Source organism: Liquorilactobacillus sp. (assembly GCF_047719775.1).
Lineage (GTDB): Bacteria > Bacillota > Bacilli > Lactobacillales > Lactobacillaceae > Liquorilactobacillus.
Genome location: NZ_JBDNTS010000009.1, coordinates 40,498 through 64,098, shown reverse-complemented (window position 1 = coordinate 64,098; position 23,601 = coordinate 40,498). Strand labels below are relative to the sequence as shown.

Below are 23,601 nucleotides of genomic sequence, written 5' to 3'. Positions count from 1 at the left end.
GCAGAAGTGTTTTTGACATGTAATGAGGATAGAAATGTAGCGATGAGTTTGAGAAAAAGGCCATGATGAGTGATATAATGAATCTTGGCTAGTAGTGGGCGACTATGGAATGTTTATACGTAATTAATAAGGGGCTGGGTCAAAAATTAGATTTTTGACTCAACCTCTTTCAATACAATTTTTTGAAGGGGATGTAATAAAAAAATGGGGATTTTTCTAAAATTGTCATGGTTTTTTAAAGAACAAAAGAAATCTTATTTATTAGGGGTTTTCTATCTAGTGCTTGTTGCCATACTCAATATTATTCCACCAAAAATAATTGGTAGTCTAATAGATGGCATTCAGCAACATCGGTTAACAGCGCAAAAACTGATTTTTTTCTTGACGGTTTTAACACTGGTCGGAGTTGGGCAGTACTTATTCAGGTATTTTTGGCGAAGCTATATTTGGGGAAGTTCTGCTTTACTCGAAAAAACGATGCGTACAAGATTGGTTACTCATTTTGCAGCAATGGACGAGACATTCTATCAAAAATATAGAATTGGTGACTTGATGGCTCATGCAACGAATGATATTACCGCTGTTCAGCAAGTTGCAGGTGTAGGAATTTTAACATTTGCAGACTCAATAATTACAGGCATTTCAACAATTGTGGCAATGATGTTTTTTGTTAACTGGCGCTTAACGCTAATAGCAATTATCCCGTTGCCATTGCTGGCGATGCTGTCACGAGTTCTGGGCAACATAATTCACAGTGCATATGATAAGGCACAGTCAGAGTTTTCAAGTATTAATAATAAAACCCAGGAAAGTATCCTAGGAATAAAAGTCATCAAGGCGCTTGGACAAGAACGGGAAGATACTAAAGACTTTGATGTGCATGTGAAAGAAGTAATCAGGGCTAATCGTCGAGCCAATTTTTTGGATTCACTCTTTGATCCAATGACAAGTTTAATAATCGGATTGGCTTATGTGGCAACCATAATACTTGGTGGACATTTTGTAATTAATAATACGATTACGATTGGACAGTTGGTCTCCTTTATTTCTTATATTGGAATCTTGATATGGCCAATGTTCGCAATTGGTAGACTGTTTAATATCATTGAGTTGGGTAGTGCAAGCTATAACAGAATTCAATTACTGCTTGCTGAGAGAAGCAAGATTACAGAAGCCTTTAATCCTGTCACAAAAGCACCTCATGGAAATGTGAATTATGAGATTACGGAGTTTAAGTATCCTGATTCTAATGAAATGGGATTAAAGCAGATTAGATTTAAAATAAAAAGTGGACAGATTCTTGGAATTGTGGGGAAGACTGGGGCCGGAAAATCGACTATCTTGAAACTTTTTTTGCGACAATTTGATAGTTATGATGGAAGTATCAAGGTCGGTGATATTGATATTAGGGACTATAAGTTAGATACTTATTTACCCTCTATTGGGTATGTCCCGCAAAACAGTATTCTTTTTTCTACGACTGTTTTGGAGAATATCAGGTTTGCTAAACCGGATGCGAGCATTGCAGAAGTTGAAAAAGCAGCATTTATTGCTGATTTACACGATGATATTTTGAAGTTACCGGATGGATATCAAACACAAGTTGGAGAACAGGGAATTTCTCTTTCGGGTGGGCAAAAACAACGACTCGCAATTGCCAGAGCCCTAATACTGAATCCAGAAATACTGATTTTGGATGATTCATTGTCAGCAGTTGATGCTAAGACGGAGAATCATATTCTTAAGCGGGTGAAGGAATTGCGTGCAGATAAGACAACGATAATAGTGGCAAGTCGTTTGAGTAGCGTAGTGAGTGCACAAGAAATAATAGTAATTAAAGATGGCAGAATTGATCAACGAGGAACACACACAAGCTTAATTAGTGAACAGGGCTGGTACGAACAGACCTATAAGATGCAGCAGTTAGAACAGCAAATGGAAGGGGGAGATAGCTAGTGGAAAGAAAATCAGCATGGGCAAAGACTATGAGTTTGAAGGAACAATTTATAGTTTTAAAACGATTGCTACCATTTGCGGTAGAATTTAAGTGGCAGTTTGTTACCGCAATAATTTTTGCGGCTTTTTTGAGTGTGATCAATATATTGCTGCCAAAGCTACTGCAATTCTACATGGATCATTTTCTTACTAGTAAGAATGCAACTTTGAATATAATGTTCTTTTTTGCGGGACTCTATTTTTTAGGGACAATTATTAAGGCATTCACACAGTTTTTTCAGAACTTCTGTTATTCGATGGGTTCAGAACGTACACTTGAATTGATTAGAGTTAAGTTATTTGCAAAGCTGCATCGTTTGGGGATGCATTACTTTGATCAAGTACCTGCAGGTTCGATAGTTTCGAGAGTTACTAATGATACCAAAACATTATTTGATTTTTGGATGCTCTTTTTAACTCTAATTGTGACTCTTTTTTCAAGTGCTTCGGCTTTCGTAGCTATGTACTTTACAAATATGAAGTTGGCGTTAATAATCTTGTTGTTTTTGCCAATTGTGATCGTAGTAATTATATACTATCAATTATATAGTTCAAAAATATATCGTCAGATGAGAGAGTATCTAAGTGAAATTAATGCGAAATTAAGTGAGAATTTGTTGGGAATGAGTATCATTCAGCAATTTAGACAGGAAAAAAGAATTTTAAACGAGTTTGAGAAAACAAACGAAGACTATCTTAAGATGAGATTAGCAATGATCAAGGTAAATTCATTACTACTTAATCCGGTTATAACTCTATTGTTTATTTTTTCTGAAGTGATTACATTAGGAGCCTTTGGAATAAATGGGACGACGAATTTCGTGCAGGCGGGTGTAATATATGCTTTCTTGTCATATTTACAAAGCTTTTTTAATCCAATGTCTGATGTAATGAATTCATTAACCGTCTTTCAAGATGGAATGGTAGCAGGAAGTCGTATTTTGCGAATTATGGATGATCAGACATTAGCACCAATTCAAAATGAGAACTCCGATAGTCAGATTACTGATGGCAAGATTGAGTTTAAAGATGTTACTTTTGCTTATGAATCTGGTAAAAATGTTTTGAAAGACATCAGTTTTAAGGTCGACCCCGGACAAACAATTGCACTAGTTGGACATACTGGTAGCGGCAAGAGTTCAACGATTAATATTTTAATGAGGTTCTATGAGTTTGCTAAGGGAAAAGTTGAGATTGACGGGACCGATATCAGGGAATTCAGTACGAAGGAATTACGACGGAAGATGGGGTTGGTATTACAAGATTCATTTCTATTTTATGGCGATATTGCATCAAATGTCAGAATGTTTGACCAAAATGTTTCTGATGAACAGATTAAGCAGGCAGCGGAGTTTGTCCACGCCGACCATTTTATAGAAAAACTACCAAAAAAATATCATACAAAGGTAATAGAGCGCGGAGCAACATATTCGGCTGGTGAGAAACAGTTATTGTCTTTTGCGAGAACAATTGTTAGAAATCCAAAGATTTTGATATTGGATGAAGCAACTGCCAATATCGATACACAAACAGAATTAATGATTCAAGAAGGTCTTAAGCAGATGAGGGCTGGTAGAACAACAATCGTTATTGCCCATAGATTATCAACAATTCGTGATGCCGACCAGATCTTGGTTCTGGATGATGGAAGAATTACTGAAAGTGGAACGCATGATGAACTTCTGGCAAGGCATGGTAAATACTATGAGATGTATCAGCTGCAAACGACACAAAACGTATTAAATAACTAATTTTTATAATTAGAAACAAAAAAAGTAACAAATTATAAAAATTTTATGTGCTAACGTAAGTTGGTATCATACTAATATGAGCTTAAAATTGCAAACATAACGAAATTTTTGCTATGAATAATGGAAAGTTAGTTTGATAGCTTTGGTTTTGGAAAACACAGGTATAGCTAATTAAAAGGCTAGGTCGAAAATGAACTTTTGACCTGGTCTTTTTGATTTAAAAAAATAAGCTTACTATTGCAAAGTAATTTAAAAAGTGCTAAAGTAGATGATGTGATAAAAAAGGTAACAGTTACAAAAGAAAAATATTTACTTGGAGGAAACTATTATGACAAAAATGACAGCAGGACAAGCTTTAGCAAAAGTATTGGTTGATTGGGATGTTGACCACATTTATGGTATTACTGCGGATTCAATCAATAATACAGTTGATGGTTTTTATAAAGAAAAATCAAAATTAAACTATATTCAAGTTAGACATGAGGAAACAGGAGCACTTGCAGCTGCAGCTGATGCTAAGCTAACTGGAAAAGTAGGTGTTAGCTTTGGTTCTGCTGGACCTGGTGCGGTCCATTTGTTGAATGGATTGTATGATGCAAAGATGGATCATGTACCTGTTTTAGCAATTGTTGGACAATCTGCAACAGGAGTTATGAATACAAACTTCTTTCAAGAAATGAACCAGGATCCAATCTTTGTGGACGTTGCAGCATTTCATAAGCAAGTTGTTAGTGCAGATCAGATACCTTATGTGGTTGATGAAGCAATTCGTTCTGCATATGCAACAAAATCTGTTTCTGTTGTGATTGTTCCAGATGATTTATCAGGACAAGAAATTGAATTTAATGGTTTTAAGACGAAACCACTAAAGGCAATCACAACCCAAGTTGTCCCAAAGCAAGAAGATATTGAGACTGTCTTGAGTGCTTTAAAGGAGGCAAAAAATCCAATTTTGTGGGTTGGCAAAGGTGCTTATGGTGCACGTAAAGAAGTTGTAGCAGTTTCAGAAAAATTTGGATTACCAGTCTTATCAACAGCACCAGCAACGGGCGTGATGCCAACAAGTCACAAAAATTTTATGGGTTCATGGGGGCGTTTAGGTACAAAACCAGCCTTTGAAGCAGGATTAACGAGTGATTTAGTGCTTTTTGTTGGAACTAATTTTCCATTTGCAAGATACTTACCAGAGACTGCTAAGTTCATTCAGGTAAATAATAATCTTGCCGATTTAGGTAAGCAAAGAGATGCGGAGATTACGGTCTTATCAGATGCTAAACTATTTTTAGAAGAATTATTGAAAGCTGATTTTTCGGTTGAAAAACGTGCATTTCTTAAGGCGTTACAAATTAATAAACAAAATTGGGATAACTGGTTAGATGAGCTTGCTTCCGATGACAAAGGGGGCTTGAGTGCAGAAGGTGTCATGCGCGCGATTAAAGAGAGTTCGAGTGATAATGCGGTCTTTGGTCTTGATGTTGGCAACAACACAGAATGGGCAATTCGTCAATTACCATTTGACAAGCAGCAAAAGTTCTCGATGTCGGCATGGTATGGCACAATGGGTTTTGGATTGCCAGCAGGTCTTGCTGGTAAGCTCAGCTATCCGGAGCGTGAGGTTTGGACGATTTCAGGAGATGGTGGATACGCAATGGTAATGCCAGATTTATTGACAGAAGTTAAATATAACTTACCAGTTATCAATGTAGTACTTGAGAATAAGGCGTTTGGATTTATTCAGCATGAAAAGCTGATGGCACAGCAAGCACTTTATGGAATTGATTTATTGGGTGCAGATTGGGCACACATGGCAAAGGATATGGGTGCAATTGGATTTACGGTATCCAATCTTGCAGAGTTAAACGATACTATGAAAAAAATTAGTGAGTTACAGGTGAGTGGTAATAAAAAACCAATTGTAATTGATGCAAAAATCAAGAATGTGGATCCAATTGATACGAGCTTCGTAACGGTGGATGAAAATATTTTTGGCAAAGATATGGTTGAAACATATAGAAAGCAATATGATATTAGTGAGGAAGCTCAGCCAGCGCTTTCAAGTATTTTAGAACAAATCGAAAACTAATTATTGAAAAGAGTGATGACGATGTTAATTATTAAATATTTTAATCAAGGGATTAAAGAAGAAATCAAGTATAATTCAGCTGACCAATTTGTTGCTCGTCAACAACTTGAAGTTCCTGATTTACAGGATTACTATCAAATTATTGAAGTGTTACTTGATGGGAAACCAATAGAAGATTTTAAGGGGACAACGATTATTGACTTATTTAATTACTATAATGTCCTTGACTGACTGTAAGCTAAAATAATTACAGACAAACCGCTTTAAGATTTGTATTTTACTAACTAAATAAAAATAATTTATACAGAATTATCAGATAAAACTGGGTCAAAAATTAAATTTTGATTCAGTTTTTTTGTTTTTGAGACTGGATCAATGAGTTGTCTTCCATGAATTAGCATTTCTCGGCTAGCTTTGAAATTCATAGCAAAGTGCATGCTGTGTTTTTAATTTCAAGTTAGTACTAAAAGTCTACTGTCTTATGTTGAACAGAGTTAATAATTGGTAGTTGTAATTAATTTAATTTGTTACTATGATATGATAAGTAATATCAAGCTTTATAGAAAGGAAGGTATCACTTATGAAACCAATTATTGGAATACCTAGTGACCAATTAATTGAGGCAAATCCAAGAATGCCTGGAGATTATTTGGTATATGCTCCACATGATATAAAAGAAGCTGTTTATGCGGCAGGTGGGATTCCAATTATTCTGCCATTCCCTGAAAAGTTCACGGATGTTGAAGATTCAATTCAAGGTATAATTGCAACGATTGATGGATTAATACTTCCAGGTGGACCAGATGTTGACCCATTATTTTATGGTGAAGAACCTATCCCAGAGATTGGTATGACTCTTGGGATTAAGGATAAATTTGAAATTGCGTTAATAAAAGAAACGCTAAAAGTTGGGAAACCAATATTGGGAATTTGTCGTGGGATTCAAATCTTGAATGTTGCTCTAGGTGGAACACTATATCAGGACTTAGAAGCACAAAATCCAAATGTGAAAATCCAACATGCGCAAGCAACTTTGGGTCATTTCAAAACTCATCATGTCAAGATAGAAGAAAAGACACACTTGAATGATTTATTGGGAGAGAATTCTGTGGTGAATTCGAGACATCATCAAGCAGTCAAACAAGTTGCAGAGGGACTAACAGTAGCTGCAATATCTCCCGACGGAATTGTTGAGGCGGTTGAATCTGAGAACAATCATCAAATTCTTGCTGTTCAATGGCATCCAGAAAATTTATGGCAAAATGACGAAGTACAGTTCAAGTTGTTCACAGATTTTGTAGCGCGTGCAGCCAAAGAAAAATAGAGGCAAAAATATGCTAGGAGAAAATACAAAAAACATAATTGATCACTTGGATGAACAAGGGATTGAGCTTCTGGAATTTATTTATGTAGACTATACTGGAATTCCTCGCGGAAAGACGATCTTCCTTTCTGAAATAGGAAACCATTTGAGTTCCGGTATGGGGATTACAAAGGCAATGCCAGCTTCAACGATGCGTGATGAGATTGTTTCTATTGAAGGTATGAATGCAGTCGGAGAATACCGGCTCGTTCCAGATTTAAGATCATTACAGATATTACCCTATGCACCAACTGTTGCGACAATGATGTGCGATTATCGGGATCAAGATGGTTGTAAGATGGAATTTGATCCGCGTGTTTCCCTCCAAGCTGTTGTGGCGGAATATAAAAAGCTTGGTTTTGAGATAAAAATGACCTATGAGAATGAATTTACCTTGTATCAAAAAACAGATAATTCATTGGAACCTTATAATCCCAAAATCTGCTTTGCGGCTGAAGCAATGGATAATACATATCATTTTCTTCCAAAACTTATTAAAAACTTGCGCAAAGTTGGAATAGATCCAGTTGAATATTATCCAGAAGCAGGTGCAGGACAGCATGAGTTGCCAATTGCACCAACAGATCCACTGACAGCGGGTGATAATGAGATTAGATTGAAGAGAGTCATAAAAAAATTTTTCGCAGATAATGAATTATATGCAACATTTGCTCCCAAGCCGAATTTGAAATCTGCTTCTAACGGTGCCCATATCCACATGTCGTTATGGAAGGATGGCACGAATGTTCTGTATAACCGGGATGACCAATTGGAATTAAGTCAAATTGGTTATTACTTTGTTGGTGGACTGTTGCAGCATATCGATGCGCTGCTCGCGCTTACTTGTCCAACAGTCAACTCCTATCAAAGACTGCAACCAGGTCACTGGAGTTCTGCTTATGCAACGTTTGGCAAGGATAACCGAGAGGCGGCAATTAGAATTCCTTCAACTTTTAGAGGAGACAGAACAAATTCAATGAATATTGAATTAAAGGCAAGTGATGCAACTGCTAACCCTTATCTGGCCCTAGCTGGAATTCTTAGTGCTGGCTTAGAGGGGATTAAGAATAAAAAAGCACCTTTGACACCGGTTGATGTTGCACCAGAAACGCTGACTGAAGATATGAGGAGAGAAAAGAAAATTAATCGCTTGCCACAGTCTTTGGGTGATGCCCTTGCTGCCTTAAAAAAAGACTCCGTAATGATCAAAACTTTCTCAAAGCTTGGGATTGAAACTTACATTAAAGTTAAACAAGCTGATATTGCTTATTTCGAAAATAAAACTGCTGAAGAAATAGCAGCAGAACATCGCGACATATACTAGGAGGAAAAATGGATTTAGCAGAATTTGTTCAATCAATGCCGCTTTTGGACCATCATTGTCACTATTTAATAAGTGCGAAGGCTAAAGACAGAGAAACACGACTAGCTCAGGTTTCGACTGAAGCTGCTAATAGTTATCCTATCGAAGATACAAAAAATAGGCTGGCTTGGTGGACATTCAAGGAAGAGGCAAAGCATTTTTATAAAAAAAACGATCAGAATTTCTTGCAACCTTTTACCAAGCAAGAATATATAGAATATAACCGTTCAATTTTTAGACACTATAATTACCAAATGCTACTAATCGATACAGGTTTTGTTCCAAATGATCCTGTAACAAGCATAGCAGAAACACAGGAAATAACGGGTGTCACAGTCTATACAATTTATCGAATAGAAACGCATGCAGAAAGCTGGATGCAAAAAGAAAATAGTTTTGAAAAATGGTGGCAAGCTTTAACGACAGATGTGGCAGATGCTAAGAAAAATGGATTTGTAGGATTTAAGTCGATTGCTGCATATCGTTTTGGTCTTAGACTCAAAAAGGTGGCTGTGGCAGATGCCATGAAGGCATTCACTAGCTGGAAAGAATCCGGAAGGACGCGTTTGACTGATGCAACACTCATCTGTTTTATTTTATGGAATCTTGCACCTCTTTTAGTTGCACAGAAAATGCCTTTGCAGTTTCATGTTGGGTATGGTGATGCGGATACAGATATGTTTGAAGGAAATCCATTATTGATGCGCTCTTTTTTGAATGAATGGAGTATGAAAGGTCTAATAGTTGTCTTATTACATTGTTATCCATATCATCGTGAAGCAGGGTATCTTGCCAGTGTGTTTCCAAACGTATATTTTGATACTTCTTTGATTAATCCATTAGGGCCTGCTTCAGTCGTACGGGTCTTAGATGAGGCACTTGAGCTGGCACCATACTCACGCTACTTATTTGCATCTGATGCAAGTACCTATCCTGAGATGTATGGTGTAGCAGCCAAAAGGTTTAAGGAAGCATTAATTCAACATTTTACTAAATTGAAGGATGTTCCAACCGAGCAAAAAGAACAATGGATTAGAATGATTTGTTATCAAACCAGTACTAATTTATATTTGAAAGCGAGAAACAAAAGGGAAAATGAAAAATAAAAGATTATCGTTATTAGAGGTCATGGGACTATCAGTAGCTATGTTAGCACCAACTGGAGCAATGGCATTTAATACAGCCGGAGCAGTAGCAAGTTCAGGAGTTGTTGCACCACTCGGATTCTTGCTGGCGGGCATAGGCATATTATTTGTTGGGATTTCTTTTGTCACCTTAGGGAGAAATATTGAAGGGGAAGGATCAGCCTATGCGTATAATGCCAAAGCCTTAGGAGAAAAAACCGGTTTTATTTCTGGATGGCTACTTGTTTTAACATACGTGACATTTGCATTCAGTAGTTCGGCGGTCGTTGGCAATTTCTTGAACGTTTTTTTTAAGCATTTTGATATAAATCTTCCTATCCCTTTATATGTGATTGCTGTTTTGTTGATTGGCGGAGCGTTGAGTCACCTTGGAATTGAATTTTCTACGAAATTTGCTATTATTTTGGAGCTGTTTGCAGTAGGTGCTTTGATTATTTTGACAGCAGCAATATTGTTTCAAGGCGGCGATGCTGGAATTACCTCCAAACCGCTGGATCCAGCAAATGGAACAGTTTCTGGGATTGGAGCAGGGATGATTTTTGCCCTGATGTCATTTGCGGGTTTTGAAGGGGCAGCAACAATTGTACCAAGAGCAAAGAAGCCTGCTAAAGCTATTACTGTTGCAATTTTTGGATCTGTTGTTTTTGCAATGATTTTCTATTTTGTTGTTAGCTACACAGAAATCATTGGTTTTGGAACTTCTAATATTGTTAAAATGCAAAATTCAGCGGCTCCTTTGAATTACTTATCAATTAGATACGTTGGAACTTGGATGGCAATTTTTATAGATTTTGCTTCTGTTACCAGTTATTTTGCCTGTTACTTCGGTGCTTTGAATGCTGGAGCCTTTATGATTCAAGCACTAGCAAAAGAGGGATATCTGATGTCTTGGATGGGTGAGCTAAAGGGAACAAAAAAGACACCGGTCCATGCACTTGATTTGATAACTATACTGTCATTGATTTTCTATGCAATAATTGGGATTGGAATTGGAGTTAGCGCTGGAAATTATTATAATTATTTAGGGACAATTGGTGTGATTGCTTTATTATTGGTTTATGTTTTAGTCAGTGTTGGAGCAATTGCATTCTTTCGGAAAAAGGGTAGTAATAATCTTTTCCTTTTATTTATACCGCTGGTTGCAATTTTACTAATGGCTTTTCCTATTTATAGCAACTTGTGGCCAATTCCAGCGTGGCCGATGAATATATTCCCATACATTGTCTTTATCTGGGTAATAATCGGCTTTTTTATACCAAAGAAGAAACGTTAATATTTTAAATGAGATAGTTAAGCGAAAAGGGGAGTGCATCTTTAGGATGAATGACCTATTTCGCTTTTTATGTATAAAAATAATTTAAAAGGAATTCGTTTTCTTTTACGAAAGTACAGCAAAGAATTATTTTAAAAACTAAAATATTATATAGCGGTCAAATATGATAGGCTTTAAGTATAAGAATGAGAACGAAATTTTGAAGGAGGTTGTAATTAATGAAAATAGGAGTGGTTGGACTAGGCAATATTGCGCAAAAAGCCTATTTACCAACGTATTCAAAAATCAGAGATCAAGCAGATTTTATTTTTGCAACGCGAAACGAAGAAGTCCGAAACAAACTAACGAAACAGTATAATTTGACGAAAACTGTCAAAACTGTTGATGAGCTTGTTGCGCAAAATATTGATGCTTGCTTTATCCACAGTGCGACAGCTGCTCATTATAAACTCGCTAGAAAATGCTTAGAAAAGGGGATTCATGTTTTTATAGATAAGCCGGCTAGTGAGAACATAAAGCAAGTTAAAGAACTACAAAGGCTGGCATTAAAGCAATCTAAAATATTAATGATTGGGTTTAATAGGCGGTTTGCTCCAATGGTTGAGCGGTTAAAGAAAGTTAAAAATAAAAGAATTATTTCATTGCAGAAAAATCGGGTCAATGCAATTAGCGATCCAAAATTTATGATTTATGATCTTTTCATTCATCTTGTCGATACGGCAGTTTATTTGCTTGATGATAAAATCATTCAAACTAATAGTAAGATCATTCAAAATGCGGGTAAGCTGGAGATGATCACGTTGACAATAGAGACTGCAAAGACACTTGTTAATCTGACAATGGATTTAAATAGCGGTTCTAACCGGGAATTATACGAAGTGACGAGCAGTACAGGAACCTATGTACTGGAAAATCTTGCACAATTGAAGATATATCACGAAAATAGCAATGAGACATTTTCTTTTGATGATTGGGATAACCCGCTTTATGTTAGAGGATTTGAGCAGATGGTGGCTAACTTTATAACATCAGTCAAGACGATGACATCAAGTGATTTGCGGCAGAAAAACGTTTATTTAAGCCATAAGATCTGCGATGAAATAATAAATAAAATTCAGCAATAAAAGTTATATTTGGGGGAGATTATACTGAAGACACAAAAAGGTACGGTGAAAATATCTGAAAGAATACTGATATTAATCTTGTTTTTTATTATCGGAATTATCGCGGGTGCTGTTAATGTCAGTGCTGACGGTTTTGATATTAAAAGCTATGATGTGAATGCAGATGTTCAGAAGGATGGTAATGTTTGGTTAACGCAAAAGATAAAATATGATTTTGACGGTTCTTTTCATGGGGTCTATTATAACCAAGATATTAAAGGAATTAGTGGTGTTTCCAACGTAAGCGTTGAGACGATTGAAGATGGCAATGTAGAGAAGATTCCATTGTCTGTTAAGAAAAGTAACAATACTTTTTCTCAGATACAATCAGCAAATCAGTTAAAGCTAAAAGTCTATCACAGTGTTGCGAACAAAGAAGTGACCTTTGTTTATCATTATTTATTACATGGGGTAGTCAAAAATTATAAAGATACAGCTGAATTAAATTGGAAAATAATCGGGGCTCATTGGGATGTTGCACTCAATAATGTCAAGATTAAGATTGTGTTGCCTCAAAAAAATATTACAAAGTTGCAAGCTTGGACACATGGAGAGTTAAGCGGCAAGACGATAGTGAGCAAGAAACAGGGAAATGTAAAAATCTCATTGAGAAGGAATCCCGCTAATACTTTTATTGAAAGTCATATTGTTTTTCCAACAAGCGTGACTGCACTAAATCAAAATACTAGTGAGCAAAATGCTTTAAAATCTATCCAGAAAAAAGAGCGGACATTGGTCATGGAAGCAAATGAAAAAAGGAAGCGTCAAGAACAAAACAAATCCTTTTTTAAGAAAATTATGCTTTTTCTTATAATTATCTTAATTCTTTTATGGTTTATATGGAGTTATATGAATCCCGGAAATAAAAGCAAAAAGGTGCGTCCAATTGTTCATTCGTATGAGATTCCAAGTCCTTCATCCGAGGTTACACAAGTCATATATCGGGATAAGAAACCAGATACTGCTGCTTTTAGTGCATTTATGTTAGAACTAGCGGCTAATCACCAAATCGAAATAGAAGAATCAAGCAAAAAGAAGAAGGATTTTAACGTTATTTTGAAAGATACTAATCTTGTTCGAGACTATAGTATCTTTAGAGTCCTGTTTAATACTGTCGGAGATGGGAATCAATTCACGTTGTCTAAATTAAAGAAATTTGGTAAGAAGAAAAAAGAAGGTAAGGGGCTCTTTACTGCATATTCTTTGTGGCAACAAAAGGTTATGGAGGATGCAGATAAAATAGAATATAAGGATAAGCGGAATATAAGTTTGAGGAAGAAAGCCTTAGCATGGCTAATCGTCACAACATTAGTCACAGTGACTACATTGTTTTTATTAGCAAACAACTTTATTGTATGTGGCTTCTTAGTAATTTTGTATGCTGTTTTTGTATTTTCCTGTATCCATTATTATCGGTCACATGCACCATATTCTGAAAAAGGACAGGCACTAAAGTATCAGATTATGTGTTTCAGAGGAATGCTTAATGATATCGGAAATTTCGATATGAAAAAAGTTGGTGACCTAGTGTTGTGGGAACAAATTTTACCTTATGCAGTTTCATTAGGATTGGCAAAGAAGGTAATAAATGCGCTGAAAATTAATTTTGCGACAGCTGAACTCACTACGATGGGTGTCTATTATCCAATTTTGCTTGGTGGAAATTGGAATTTCAACGATACAATGACAACAAGTATGAGTTCTGCAATTACGAACTATAATAGTTCCGTTAGTGGCGGTTCTGGCGGCTTCAGTGGTGGTTCGTCTGGCGGCTTTGGGGGTGGATCCGGTGGCGGTGCCTTCTAAATCACAAAGGGGTCTAGGTTAGTATGGATTTCTGTAGTACAATTATACAGGTACTATTAAAATCATTTTTAGTTGAGGTTTATCATGAATAAGTTAATTGAGCTTTTTGAAAAATACAAACAGGTTATTGCTTATCTTTTTTGGGGTGGAGCAACAACTGTAATTAATATCGGAATATTTGAAATCTGGCATTTACAAGGTCTGAATTACCAAGTCGGGAATGTGATTGCGTGGTTCGTCTCGGTTCTTGTTGCGTATATTTCCAATAAGCTATGGGTATTTAAGACACCGTTTGGGACTCTTAAAGAATCTTTACACGAGTCAGGTGCATTTTTTTTCTATAGATCGGTAACATTAGTGCTGGATATCGTGATTACTTGGGTAGGGATTTCTTTATTAGGATGGAATCCACTTTTGGTCAAAATAATTGATAATGTTATTGTGGTTGCTGCTAACTATTTCTTCAGTAAGTGGTATATTTTTAAGAAAACAATTCATTAATATTTTCTATATTATAATTTTTTCGTAGTTTATAGGGTCGGTAACTAAGAAAACTTATGTTTTTAAGCGTGAAAGATAATGACACCAGAGAGCAACATCTGGTGTCATTTTTTCTATTCATTTTCTAATGAATAATAAAAAAACGGGTTGGTAAAACTAAGCATATAGCAAAAATTTATTTTGAAAGAAAATAAATAGTCAATAATACTTTTTTTATAAATTCAAAAGTAAACGGTTCCAATTGTAACAATCCTTATATAATAGTATTTAAAGATGAATATGAGAAGTGAAAACGCATAAAAATGTCCTTTTTTCACGAGATGAGTATTAAAAAATATAATGTGATGTTTGTTGACATAAAGAAATATATAAATTATAATTCGATATAAATTAAGAGAATGAAGTGATAAGATGAAGTCAGCATTTGATTTAGAAACAATTCCAGATGAAAAACAGAGAATCGAGTTATTAACACGAGAATTAGTCGCCACAAAAAGTGTCAACGGAACAAAAGGTGAAGTTGTTTTAGTGGAGAAACTTGAAAAAATCCTTAGAACCTTTACGGTTTTCAAGAAACATCCTGAGTGGGTTTGGACACAGAAGATTGAGGGGGATGAATTAGGAAGAAAAAATATTTTTGCGTTTCTCGGTAAAGAAGGGATTCAAAAAACAGTTTTATATCATTCTCACTTCGATACTGTTGGTTTGGAAGACTTTGGATCAATTAAGGAGAAGGCACTGGATCCGACTTATCTAGAACAATATTTTACAAATTATGATAGTGATCGTGAAGTTCAAAATGATGCAGACACGGGAGATTGGCTTTTCGGTAGGGGTGCGCTAGATATGAAAAGCGGAGACGCTGTAAATATTGTTAATTTATTATATTTCAGTGAACACCCAGAGCTTCAAGAAGGTAATTTATTGTTCATGGGTAATTGTGTGGAAGAAAATGATCATAGTGGAGTAATTGCTGCTTTAGATGAGTTGAAGAGATTACAAGAAGAATGGAATTTACAATATAGTGTGGCTATCAACACTGATTTTATTAGTCCTAAGTATGCTGGTGATACACAGAAATATATTTATTACGGCGCTGCTGGCAAAACATTGACTTGTTTCTATATTAAGGGAATTGAGACTCATGTAGGTAACACTTACGCTGGGATAGATTCAACGTTAATTGCAAGTCGCATTAACCTATTAATCAATAATAATCCTGATTTTGTTGAAGATATTCCAGGTGAAGAAATCTTACCATCTTCGTGCCTTATGTTGCGTGATCAAAAGGATTTTTATAATGTGCAGACAGCAAAAGTAACTGAGATGTATTTCAATACCTTTACGTATAAGAAACCGGTTTTTGAAATCATTGAACAGTTAAAGATCGCGGTTAAGTCAGATTGTGGAAAATTAGTGAATGAAGCAAGGCAGCGCGAAAATAAATTTCTTAGCAAATTGAATTTTCCAGAGGTTGACAATACACGCAAACTCAATGTATACAGCTTTGAGGAATATCTTAATCACCTGGACGATTTGGGAATTGATTGGCAGTCACTTATTGACAGCTTTATCATCAGTAACCCTGAATTAGATAAGCGTTCTGCTGGATTTGAGCTGATTGACTATCTTGATCAGCAAGTTAACGATAATGAGGCCAAAGTTGTTTTATTCTTGGCGCCTCCATTTTGTCCGCATAACAGCATCTCACAAGACTCAAAGGTGTATCAGGATTTAGAAGAGGTGTTACAGAAAAACAACGAAAAAATTGATTTTACAATGAAACAATTCTTCCCATATTTGTCGGACAGCAGCTATTTAATGATTGATGAAACTCCACAAGAAATAGCAAAGATGAAGAATAATTTTCCACTTGTAGAACAACTATATCCGTTACCTTATGAAAAAATGCGAGAGTTAAACATTCCTGCAGTTGATATTGGTGTTTATGGCAAAGGTGCGCATACTTGGAAGGAAAGGGTTTATAAACCTTATTCATTCGGAATACTGCCTAAGCTAATTAGAAACTACACTCAAAAAATTTGGCAAGATTAAGGAGAATAGAAGATATGTTTGTAAGAAATGGAACAGCGGTATTAAAAAAAGTTTTAACCTGTCCTCCTACTTTTTTGGATGAGGCTGCACCAATTAATGAAATTTCAAAAAAATATCAAGATCAACCATTAGATAAGGCAAAGCTGCTAGACGAATATCAGCAGTTACTAGATGCTTACGCAAAAGCAGATGTGCAAGTCGAGCAGCTGACACCTCAAGAGAGCATGACTAATTCGGTTTTTGCACGCGATTTTGGTGGATGTGTAAAGGAAGGATATATATTAGGTAATTTCAAGGAACCATTACGTTATGCGGAGCATGCAGCATATGAAGAAAAAATGGCAGAACTAGGAATTCCTAAACTCTTAGAAGTAAAAAAAGGACTTTTTGAGGGTGGTGATTTTGCTTTTTTACGAGAAGATATAATTGCGGTCGGAATAATCGAAAGAACCAATATGGAGGGATTTAACGAGTTGAAAGAGGGACTAAAACCTCTTGGGTACCAGGTCTATCCTGTACCAGCAGATTCACGATACTTGCATTTAGATATGTGCTTTAATCTGGTTGATGACAATCTAGCAGTCGCATACGAAGAGGGGTTACCAATCGAATTTAAGGAGCTACTGAAGAAATTAAAGATCGAAATTATTAAAGTCCCTGAAGAAGCGATATTTCAACATGGGTGCAACTTGGAAAGCTTAGGCCAACATAGAGTTTTGTCATTGGAACAAAATAAAGATGTGAACAATGCCTTGCGTGAACATGGAATGGAGGTAATCGAATTAGATATTACTGAAACTTTAAAAGCAGGTGGGGGACCACATTGTATGACATTTCCGCTAGATCGTATATAAAAACTGGAGGGGTTTACTATGAAAAAAGGATTCAAAAAGGGATTGGGAGTTATTGGAGCAACACTTGCTTTAGGATTGATACTAGCGGGTTGCAGTAGCAGTTCGAGTTCTGATAATAGTGTTAAGAAAATTCAGGATAAGGGAACTTTGGTCGTTGGAACATCTGCTGACTATGCACCATTTGAATTTCCAATAGTAAAAAATGGAAAGAAACAGATTGTTGGATATGATATGTTGATTGCACAAAAGATAGCTAACGACTTGCACGTTAAGTTGAAGATTGAGAATACTGAATTTTCGTCTTTAATTTCTGAATTAAAGGGTAACAAAATTGATTTGATACTTGCTGGAATGGTTTCGACAAATCAACGTAAAAAAGCAGTTGCTTTCTCAAAATCTTATTATACGGTTGAAAATGTTTTATTAGTTCAAAAGAAAGATGCTGATAAATATAATTCTATTTCTTCATTAAAAGGTAAACAAGTAGGTGCACAACAATCCACGACACAACAAGAAATTGGGCAAACACAGTTAAAAAATAGTAATTTAGTTACAGAAAGTCTGGTAACTAGTTTAACAACTGAGCTCTCTGAAGGAAAGTTGGATGGAGTGATTGTTGAAAATGAAATTGCGAATAATTATTTAAAACAATATCCAGATAAATATGCAGTTGCAAAAGTTAAATTAACAACACCTAAGCAATATCGTCAAGTTAATGTTGCCCTTAGAAAAGGTGATAAAGCCCTGCTTAAGAGAGTAAATAAGGAAATTACAAAGTTACAAAAGAGTGGGGAAATGACAAAATTATTTAAGCAGGCTGAAAAAATACAAACTAAATACAGTAAGTAGTCAAAAGTAAAGGGTGAAGACAATGTTCGATTTTTTAAAGCAGTACTATCCAGTTTTTCTTGAAGGAACTGCGCAAACAATTTTAATTTCAATAATCGGTATCGTTATCGGCATCCTTTTGGGCCTCATTTTTGTAATGTTCCGGCTATCGAAGATCAAGGCTCTTTCTTATATTGCACGCGTTTATATTGCGATTGTTCGTGGAACGCCAGCAATGATTCAAGTCATGTTGATTTATTATACACTTTCTAATGTATTAGCCGTGCCACAGATTCAGTTTTTGGGTTCTGGATTGGACAGAGTTATTCCCGGGTCAATTGCATTGGGAATAAATTCTGGCGCATATACAGCTGAGATCTTCCGCTCAGGTATTATTTCAATTTCAAAGGGTCAGACTGAAGCAGGAATATCATTAGGATTGAGTGAAAGAACAACAATGTTTTCGATTATATTACCTCAAGCAGTTAGAAATATCTTACCTGCATTAGGTAATGAATTTATTTCATTAGTCAAAGAGTCCTCAGTGCTGTTTTACATTGGTGTCCAAGAAGTTACAGCGCAAGCCCTTGGAGTAGGTGGAACCTTGTATAATTTTGTTCCTCCTTTAATCGTTGCGGCAATTATCTATTTTGTGCTCACTTTTGTTCTTTCTCAGCTAATGCAAATAGTAGAAAGAAGAATGGGTCGCAAATATATACAGAGTAATTAGGGAGGGCAACCAATGGCAGAAGAAAATATTATTGAAGTAAAGAACTTGAAAAAAGCTTATGCGGATAATGTTGTTCTTGAGGATATTTCATTTACAGTAAGAAAATCAGAGAAGGTTGTTTTGATAGGACCATCTGGTGGTGGGAAAAGTACTTTGTTAAGATGTCTAAACAGACTTGAAGGTGATTATTCCGGAAATGTTATCTTTGAAGGAGAGGAACTAAATAGTGCCAGCAAAGATAAATTACGGGCACTCAGACAAAAAATGGGAATGGTCTTTCAGCAATTTAATCTTTTCCCAAATAAGACTGTTCTTGAGAATATTACATTTGCGCCTGTTAAGCTGAGAGTAGATACACCAAAGCAAGCAATTGAGCATGCGCATTCTTTATTGAAGCAGGTTGGATTGTCTGAAAAGGCAGATGCATATCCGCAATCGTTATCAGGAGGACAACAGCAACGTGTAGCAATTGCGCGGGCACTTGCCATGAATCCCGAAGTCATGTTATTTGATGAACCCACCTCCGCACTTGATCCAGAGGTGGTTGGAGAAGTACTGGGTGTAATGGAAAAATTGGCGGCTGATGGGATGACGATGATTATCGTTACTCATGAGATGTCTTTTGCTCAAAATGTTGCAGATAAAGTTTTATTTATGGATAAGGGAAAGATTGCTGATAGTGGTAATCCAAAGTATATTTTTGAAGAAACTAAAAATACGCGGACACAATCATTTTTATCTAAAGTGATGTAGGCCGTGAATGGAGTGGATAATGTGGTTAAGTCTTTATATGAACGTTCATTAGAAGTATTGCCTCCTGTTGCGAAGAGGTCAACAAAACTCGGTGTAACAAAAGGAGAAGGGGTCTATCTTACTTCTGAAGATGGCGAACAATATCTCGACTTTGCAGCTGGAGTAGGCGTTGTTAATTGCGGACATAATAATCCCAAAGTTGTTGCGGCAGTTGAAAAACAGTTGCATGAACTTGTGCATGGCGGGCACAATGTCGTTTATTATCCTTCATACATTGAATTGGCTGAAAAATTAGTGAAAAGAGTGGGAGAAGATTATAAAGTCTATTTCTCTAACAGTGGTGCTGAAGCTAATGAAGGAGCTGTGAAACTCGCATTGAGTGTTACAAAGAGAAATGGAATAATTGCATTTACAAGTTCATTCCATGGACGAACGCTTCTGACGGCTGCGATGACAGCTTCAAATGCACAGTATCGTAAGAACTATGAAGGCGTATTGCCGCCAGTTTATCATGTTGACTTTCCAGATGTTTACAATTCGAAATTGAGTGTTGATGATGAGGTTGCAAGATGTGTAACTCAGTTGGAGAATCTCTTTCATAGTGTTTTGGCACCATCTCAGGTTGCCTGCATTGTTGTTGAGCCAGTTCAAGGAGAAGGTGGCTATTTACCAGCTCCTAAAACATTCTTAGAAAAATTACGAGCAATTTGTGATGAGCACGGCATATTATTGATCTTTGATGAGATTCAGAGTGGCTATGGCAGAACGGGCCACTTGTTTGCAAAAGACTATTATGGAGTTCAACCCGATATCTTGACTTCTGCAAAAGGAATTGCAAATGGAATTCCTTTGAGTGCAGTAATTGGAAAATCAGAATATATGGATCAATGGGAACCAGGAGCACATGGAGGTACATTTGGTGGGAATCCGCTTGCGTGTGCTGCAGGAAATGCGGTTTTGGATATTATGAATGATGATTTCCTGGGAAATGTACGACAGAAGGGTACCTATTTCAAAGAAAAACTAGAATTGCTGGCAAATAAATATGATGTAATCAGTAGTGTTCGTGGCTTGGGATTAATGATTGGTGTAGAATTTAGAAATCCCCAAACTAATGAACCTGCTACGGAGTTGGTTACAAAAATTAGAGCAGAAGCATTGAACGAGCACCTGATTTTGTTGAATTGTGGAGTATTTCATAATGTGATTCGTTTCATTCCACCCTTGATAGTTTCGTATGATGTTATTGATAAAGCATTAGAGATCATTGATCGAAGTGTAGCAAAAAGTCTAACTCAGTAATGGAAAGGGGTCGTAATATGGCATATAAGGTTATCAATCCATACTCTGGTAAAGTGGTAAAGGAATATGAGTTGATGTCTAATGGTGAGATTGCAGAACGCTTGGATCAAGCCCAAAATTTTTATAAGGCTCAAAAAAAGGTCCCAGTTTCGGAAAGAGCAAAAAAATTGTTGGAATTTGCTGCAATACTTGAGAAAAATCAAGATAAATTAGCAACAGAAGCTGCAATTAATATGGGAAAAAGAGTTGCTGAGGGTAAAGGTGAGATTTTGTTGTGTGCAAATTTAGCTCGTTATTATGCAGAACAAGGACCAGACTTACTAGAACCTAAGACTTATGCATATGCAGCTGGCAAAAAGGCACTTTTGGAACATCATCCGATTGGGATAGTTGTAAGCATTGAGCCTTGGAACTTTCCGTATTCACAAGTCATAAGAGTTTTAGCACCTAACTATTTGTTAGGGAACCCAGTTGTTCTCAAGCACGCAGGAATTGTTGCAGGATGTGCAAAATTACTCGAAGATTTGGCAATAGAAGCAGATCTTGGTGCTGGTGCATTTGCTAATCTTTTTGTGTCACATGATCAAATTGCTGAGATTATTGCGGATGAGAGGGTACAAGGTGTTGCTTTAACAGGATCTGAAGATGCGGGGCGGATAATTGCTGGACAAGCAGGCAAAAGTCTGATTAAATCGACGATGGAACTTGGCGGTAGTGATGTGTTTGTAATACTTGATGATGCGGATCTTGAATTGGCAATAAACGATGCTGTTGGTGCGCGGTTGCGGAATGCAGGTCAAGTATGTACTTCAGCTAAGCGCTACATTGTAGAAAAAGCTGTTGCTGCAAAATTTATTGCAGGTATAAAGCAGAAATTTATTAACATTAAATTAGGAGACCCACTAGCTGAAGATACTGAATTAGCACCATTATCCTCAAAAGATGCAGTTGAAGGACTTCAAAAGCAGGTGGAAGATGCTGTTGCAAATGGTGCTGATGTTTTAGTTCGAGGTGGCTCTGTTCAAGGCAACGGTTATTTCTTTAAACCAGTTGTTTTAACTAATATTAAACCCGAAAATCCAGCCTATTACCAAGAATTTTTTGGACCAGTGGCACAAGTTTATGTTGTCTCTAACGATGAAGACGTGATTGAGTTGGCTAATGATTCTTTCTTTGGACTAGCTGGGGCAGTATATTCGCAGAATGTAGAAAGAGCACATGTTGTTGCCTCTGAGATTGAAACAGGGCAAGTCTTTATTAACCGTCCGTCTGGGGCATATCCGGAACTGCCATTTGGTGGAGTAAAACATTCTGGCTATGGTCGAGAAATGAGTGACTTAGGGCTCTATGAATTTGCTAATGAAAAGATAATTGTGTTTAATTGAGTGATTTTATAAACGCAGACCAGATGCAATAAGAGAGAGGCAAGGTCAAAAGTTAAATTTTGATTTAGTCTCTCTATTTATTACGAATAAACGTGTTTGTTATTTTTTTAAAAATTGGAGGTCATCATGGAAGAGCGTGTAATGTATTTGAACTTACGGAAACAAGTTAATGATTGTAAGCCATATATAGCTGGTGAAACAGAAGCGTCGGTGTTAAGAAGATACGGATTGGATAAAGTTGTTAAGCTAGGTTCGAATGAAAATCCATTTGGTCCTTATAAGAATGCAAAAAAGGCTATGCAGGAAAGTTTAAAAGTAATTAATCGTTATCCTGAAGATGATTATGTAGAATTAACTGAAGTTCTCGCTAAAATTAATAATTTGGAAATCAAAAATGTTGCATTAGGGAGTGGGGCCGGCAATGTAATTGAAACAGTGGCTAGATTATTAATCGATGAGGGTGATGAGGTTTTAGTTGCTAAGCCAACATATCGTTTATATCGAGAAGTTTCAATCTTGATGGGAGCAAGTATCAAAGAGGTTCCAGTAAAAGCAGATTTCACGTATGACTTGGAAGTCTTGCAAGAAAGTATTTCTGATAAGACAAAATTAATTTGGATGTGCAATCCTAATAACCCAACTGGAGTAATCAATGATAGAAAAGAGATTGAACGGTTCATCGAAAATGTTGGCGAGGATGTATGGGTCGTGTTAGACGAAGCATATGCTGACTTTATAGATGAGGATCAGCGTCCTGAGATAGTGGAACTTTTGAAGAATAAGAAATTAATTGTTATTAGAACTTTCTCTAAGTTCTACGGGATGGCTGGAGCTCGAGTTGGCTACATTATGGCTCAAGCACCAGTAATTAGTGCGTTTGATACAATTACGGAACCATTTTGTGTAAACCGAACCGGACTTTTTGCTGCGAAAGCTGCTTTATTAGAGGATCAGGAACAAGCAAATAGGATAAAAGAGTTTATTTTAGAAGAACGTGAACGAATGAGTGCTGCTTTGAGTGAAAAAGGATTTACAGTTATTCCATCAAGTTCAAATTTTATTTTTGCAAAGTTACCTGATGGTTATTATTCTGCAGCATTATGTGAACAGCTCATGGAAAAGGGAGTTATCATTCGTGAATGTGATGCTTGGGGCTATCCCGAGTATGTGAGAATAACGATTGGAAGAAAAGAAGAAAATAATTTCTTGCTTAATAAATTGGCTGAAATTATTTGAAATTAAAAAAGAAGC

The 23,601-nt window shown here is 36.3% G+C and carries 19 protein-coding genes; all 19 read left to right on the top strand.

All coding sequences use genetic code 11. From position 1 onward, the window contains the following. Nucleotides 1-204 precede the first annotated feature (204 nt). Nucleotides 205-1,956: an ABC transporter ATP-binding protein gene (locus ABF682_RS06465; protein ID WP_289980234.1), complete on the top strand. Its 1,752-nt coding sequence runs from the start codon at nucleotides 205-207 to the stop codon at nucleotides 1,954-1,956. Beyond that, nucleotides 1,956-3,746 (top strand): ABC transporter ATP-binding protein, encoded by a 1,791-nt coding sequence (locus ABF682_RS06460; protein ID WP_415619317.1) that lies wholly within the window; start codon nucleotides 1,956-1,958, stop codon nucleotides 3,744-3,746. The genes ABF682_RS06465 and ABF682_RS06460 overlap by 1 nt, the downstream gene beginning before the upstream one ends. A gap of 328 nt (nucleotides 3,747-4,074) precedes the next feature. After that, the gene (locus ABF682_RS06455; protein WP_415619316.1) at nucleotides 4,075-5,829 is read left to right on the top strand and encodes a thiamine pyrophosphate-dependent enzyme; all 1,755 of its coding nucleotides are present in this window, start codon (nucleotides 4,075-4,077) and stop codon (nucleotides 5,827-5,829) included. Nucleotides 5,830-5,850: 21 nt separating this feature from the next. Then, nucleotides 5,851-6,060 (top strand): hypothetical protein, encoded by a 210-nt coding sequence (locus tag ABF682_RS06450; protein ID WP_289980225.1) that lies wholly within the window; start codon nucleotides 5,851-5,853, stop codon nucleotides 6,058-6,060. A gap of 349 nt (nucleotides 6,061-6,409) precedes the next feature. Further along, the gene (locus ABF682_RS06445; protein ID WP_289980221.1) at nucleotides 6,410-7,153 is read left to right on the top strand and encodes a gamma-glutamyl-gamma-aminobutyrate hydrolase family protein; all 744 of its coding nucleotides are present in this window, start codon (nucleotides 6,410-6,412) and stop codon (nucleotides 7,151-7,153) included. A gap of 10 nt (nucleotides 7,154-7,163) precedes the next feature. Next, entirely contained in the window at nucleotides 7,164-8,516 is a 1,353-nt protein-coding gene (locus ABF682_RS06440) for a glutamine synthetase family protein (protein ID WP_415619315.1), read from the top strand. 8 nt (nucleotides 8,517-8,524) lie between these two features. Then, nucleotides 8,525-9,661, top strand: coding sequence for an amidohydrolase family protein (locus ABF682_RS06435; RefSeq protein ID WP_415619314.1), 1,137 nt, complete (start codon nucleotides 8,525-8,527; stop codon nucleotides 9,659-9,661). Continuing rightward, entirely contained in the window at nucleotides 9,651-10,973 is a 1,323-nt protein-coding gene (locus ABF682_RS06430; protein WP_415619313.1) for an APC family permease, read from the top strand. The genes ABF682_RS06435 and ABF682_RS06430 overlap by 11 nt, the downstream gene beginning before the upstream one ends. Nucleotides 10,974-11,191: 218 nt before the next feature. Continuing rightward, nucleotides 11,192-12,097 (top strand): Gfo/Idh/MocA family protein, encoded by a 906-nt coding sequence (locus tag ABF682_RS06425; protein ID WP_289980214.1) that lies wholly within the window; start codon nucleotides 11,192-11,194, stop codon nucleotides 12,095-12,097. Nucleotides 12,098-12,142: 45 nt separating this feature from the next. Then, nucleotides 12,143-13,942 (top strand): DUF2207 domain-containing protein, encoded by a 1,800-nt coding sequence (locus tag ABF682_RS06420; RefSeq protein ID WP_415619312.1) that lies wholly within the window; start codon nucleotides 12,143-12,145, stop codon nucleotides 13,940-13,942. An 84-nt stretch (nucleotides 13,943-14,026) separates the two neighbouring features. Continuing rightward, on the top strand, nucleotides 14,027-14,443 hold the full coding sequence (locus ABF682_RS06415; protein WP_289980208.1) for a GtrA family protein: 417 nt from the start codon (nucleotides 14,027-14,029) through the stop codon (nucleotides 14,441-14,443). Nucleotides 14,444-14,854: 411 nt separating this feature from the next. Beyond that, nucleotides 14,855-16,498 carry a M20/M25/M40 family metallo-hydrolase gene (locus tag ABF682_RS06410; protein WP_415619311.1) on the top strand — a complete coding sequence of 548 codons (1,644 nt, stop codon included), beginning with the start codon at nucleotides 14,855-14,857 and terminating at the stop codon, nucleotides 16,496-16,498. 14 nt (nucleotides 16,499-16,512) lie between these two features. Beyond that, nucleotides 16,513-17,352 carry a dimethylarginine dimethylaminohydrolase family protein gene (locus tag ABF682_RS06405; protein ID WP_289980204.1) on the top strand — a complete coding sequence of 280 codons (840 nt, stop codon included), beginning with the start codon at nucleotides 16,513-16,515 and terminating at the stop codon, nucleotides 17,350-17,352. Between the two features lie 18 nt (nucleotides 17,353-17,370). Further along, complete coding sequence (locus tag ABF682_RS06400; protein WP_289980201.1) at nucleotides 17,371-18,201, top strand: transporter substrate-binding domain-containing protein; 831 nt, start codon at nucleotides 17,371-17,373, stop codon at nucleotides 18,199-18,201. A gap of 22 nt (nucleotides 18,202-18,223) precedes the next feature. Then, the gene (locus ABF682_RS06395) at nucleotides 18,224-18,910 is read left to right on the top strand and encodes an amino acid ABC transporter permease (protein WP_289980200.1); all 687 of its coding nucleotides are present in this window, start codon (nucleotides 18,224-18,226) and stop codon (nucleotides 18,908-18,910) included. A 12-nt stretch (nucleotides 18,911-18,922) separates the two neighbouring features. Next, nucleotides 18,923-19,663 (top strand): amino acid ABC transporter ATP-binding protein, encoded by a 741-nt coding sequence (locus ABF682_RS06390; RefSeq protein ID WP_289980198.1) that lies wholly within the window; start codon nucleotides 18,923-18,925, stop codon nucleotides 19,661-19,663. 21 nt (nucleotides 19,664-19,684) lie between these two features. Further along, nucleotides 19,685-20,965: an aspartate aminotransferase family protein gene (locus ABF682_RS06385; protein ID WP_415619310.1), complete on the top strand. Its 1,281-nt coding sequence runs from the start codon at nucleotides 19,685-19,687 to the stop codon at nucleotides 20,963-20,965. Nucleotides 20,966-20,982: 17 nt separating this feature from the next. Next, nucleotides 20,983-22,350: an NAD-dependent succinate-semialdehyde dehydrogenase gene (locus tag ABF682_RS06380; RefSeq protein WP_415619309.1), complete on the top strand. Its 1,368-nt coding sequence runs from the start codon at nucleotides 20,983-20,985 to the stop codon at nucleotides 22,348-22,350. Between the two features lie 126 nt (nucleotides 22,351-22,476). Then, complete coding sequence (hisC, locus tag ABF682_RS06375; protein WP_415619308.1) at nucleotides 22,477-23,586, top strand: histidinol-phosphate transaminase; 1,110 nt, start codon at nucleotides 22,477-22,479, stop codon at nucleotides 23,584-23,586. Nucleotides 23,587-23,601: the final 15 nt, after the last annotated feature.

Bases quoted from the DNA above. Each gene is read 5' to 3' on its own strand.
- ABF682_RS06465 (WP_289980234.1), top strand. From the start codon at position 205: ATGGGGATTTTTCTAAAATTGTCATGGTTTTTTAAAGAACAAAAGAAA.
- ABF682_RS06455 (WP_415619316.1), top strand. From the start codon at position 4,075: ATGACAAAAATGACAGCAGGACAAGCTTTAGCAAAAGTATTGGTTGAT.
- ABF682_RS06450 (WP_289980225.1), top strand. From the start codon at position 5,851: ATGTTAATTATTAAATATTTTAATCAAGGGATTAAAGAAGAAATCAAG.
- ABF682_RS06445 (WP_289980221.1), top strand. From the start codon at position 6,410: ATGAAACCAATTATTGGAATACCTAGTGACCAATTAATTGAGGCAAAT.
- ABF682_RS06440 (WP_415619315.1), top strand. From the start codon at position 7,164: ATGCTAGGAGAAAATACAAAAAACATAATTGATCACTTGGATGAACAA.
- ABF682_RS06435 (WP_415619314.1), top strand. From the start codon at position 8,525: ATGGATTTAGCAGAATTTGTTCAATCAATGCCGCTTTTGGACCATCAT.
- ABF682_RS06430 (WP_415619313.1), top strand. From the start codon at position 9,651: ATGAAAAATAAAAGATTATCGTTATTAGAGGTCATGGGACTATCAGTA.
- ABF682_RS06425 (WP_289980214.1), top strand. From the start codon at position 11,192: ATGAAAATAGGAGTGGTTGGACTAGGCAATATTGCGCAAAAAGCCTAT.
- ABF682_RS06415 (WP_289980208.1), top strand. From the start codon at position 14,027: ATGAATAAGTTAATTGAGCTTTTTGAAAAATACAAACAGGTTATTGCT.
- ABF682_RS06410 (WP_415619311.1), top strand. From the start codon at position 14,855: ATGAAGTCAGCATTTGATTTAGAAACAATTCCAGATGAAAAACAGAGA.
- ABF682_RS06405 (WP_289980204.1), top strand. From the start codon at position 16,513: ATGTTTGTAAGAAATGGAACAGCGGTATTAAAAAAAGTTTTAACCTGT.
- ABF682_RS06400 (WP_289980201.1), top strand. From the start codon at position 17,371: ATGAAAAAAGGATTCAAAAAGGGATTGGGAGTTATTGGAGCAACACTT.
- ABF682_RS06395 (WP_289980200.1), top strand. From the start codon at position 18,224: ATGTTCGATTTTTTAAAGCAGTACTATCCAGTTTTTCTTGAAGGAACT.
- ABF682_RS06390 (WP_289980198.1), top strand. From the start codon at position 18,923: ATGGCAGAAGAAAATATTATTGAAGTAAAGAACTTGAAAAAAGCTTAT.
- ABF682_RS06380 (WP_415619309.1), top strand. From the start codon at position 20,983: ATGGCATATAAGGTTATCAATCCATACTCTGGTAAAGTGGTAAAGGAA.
- hisC (WP_415619308.1), top strand. From the start codon at position 22,477: ATGGAAGAGCGTGTAATGTATTTGAACTTACGGAAACAAGTTAATGAT.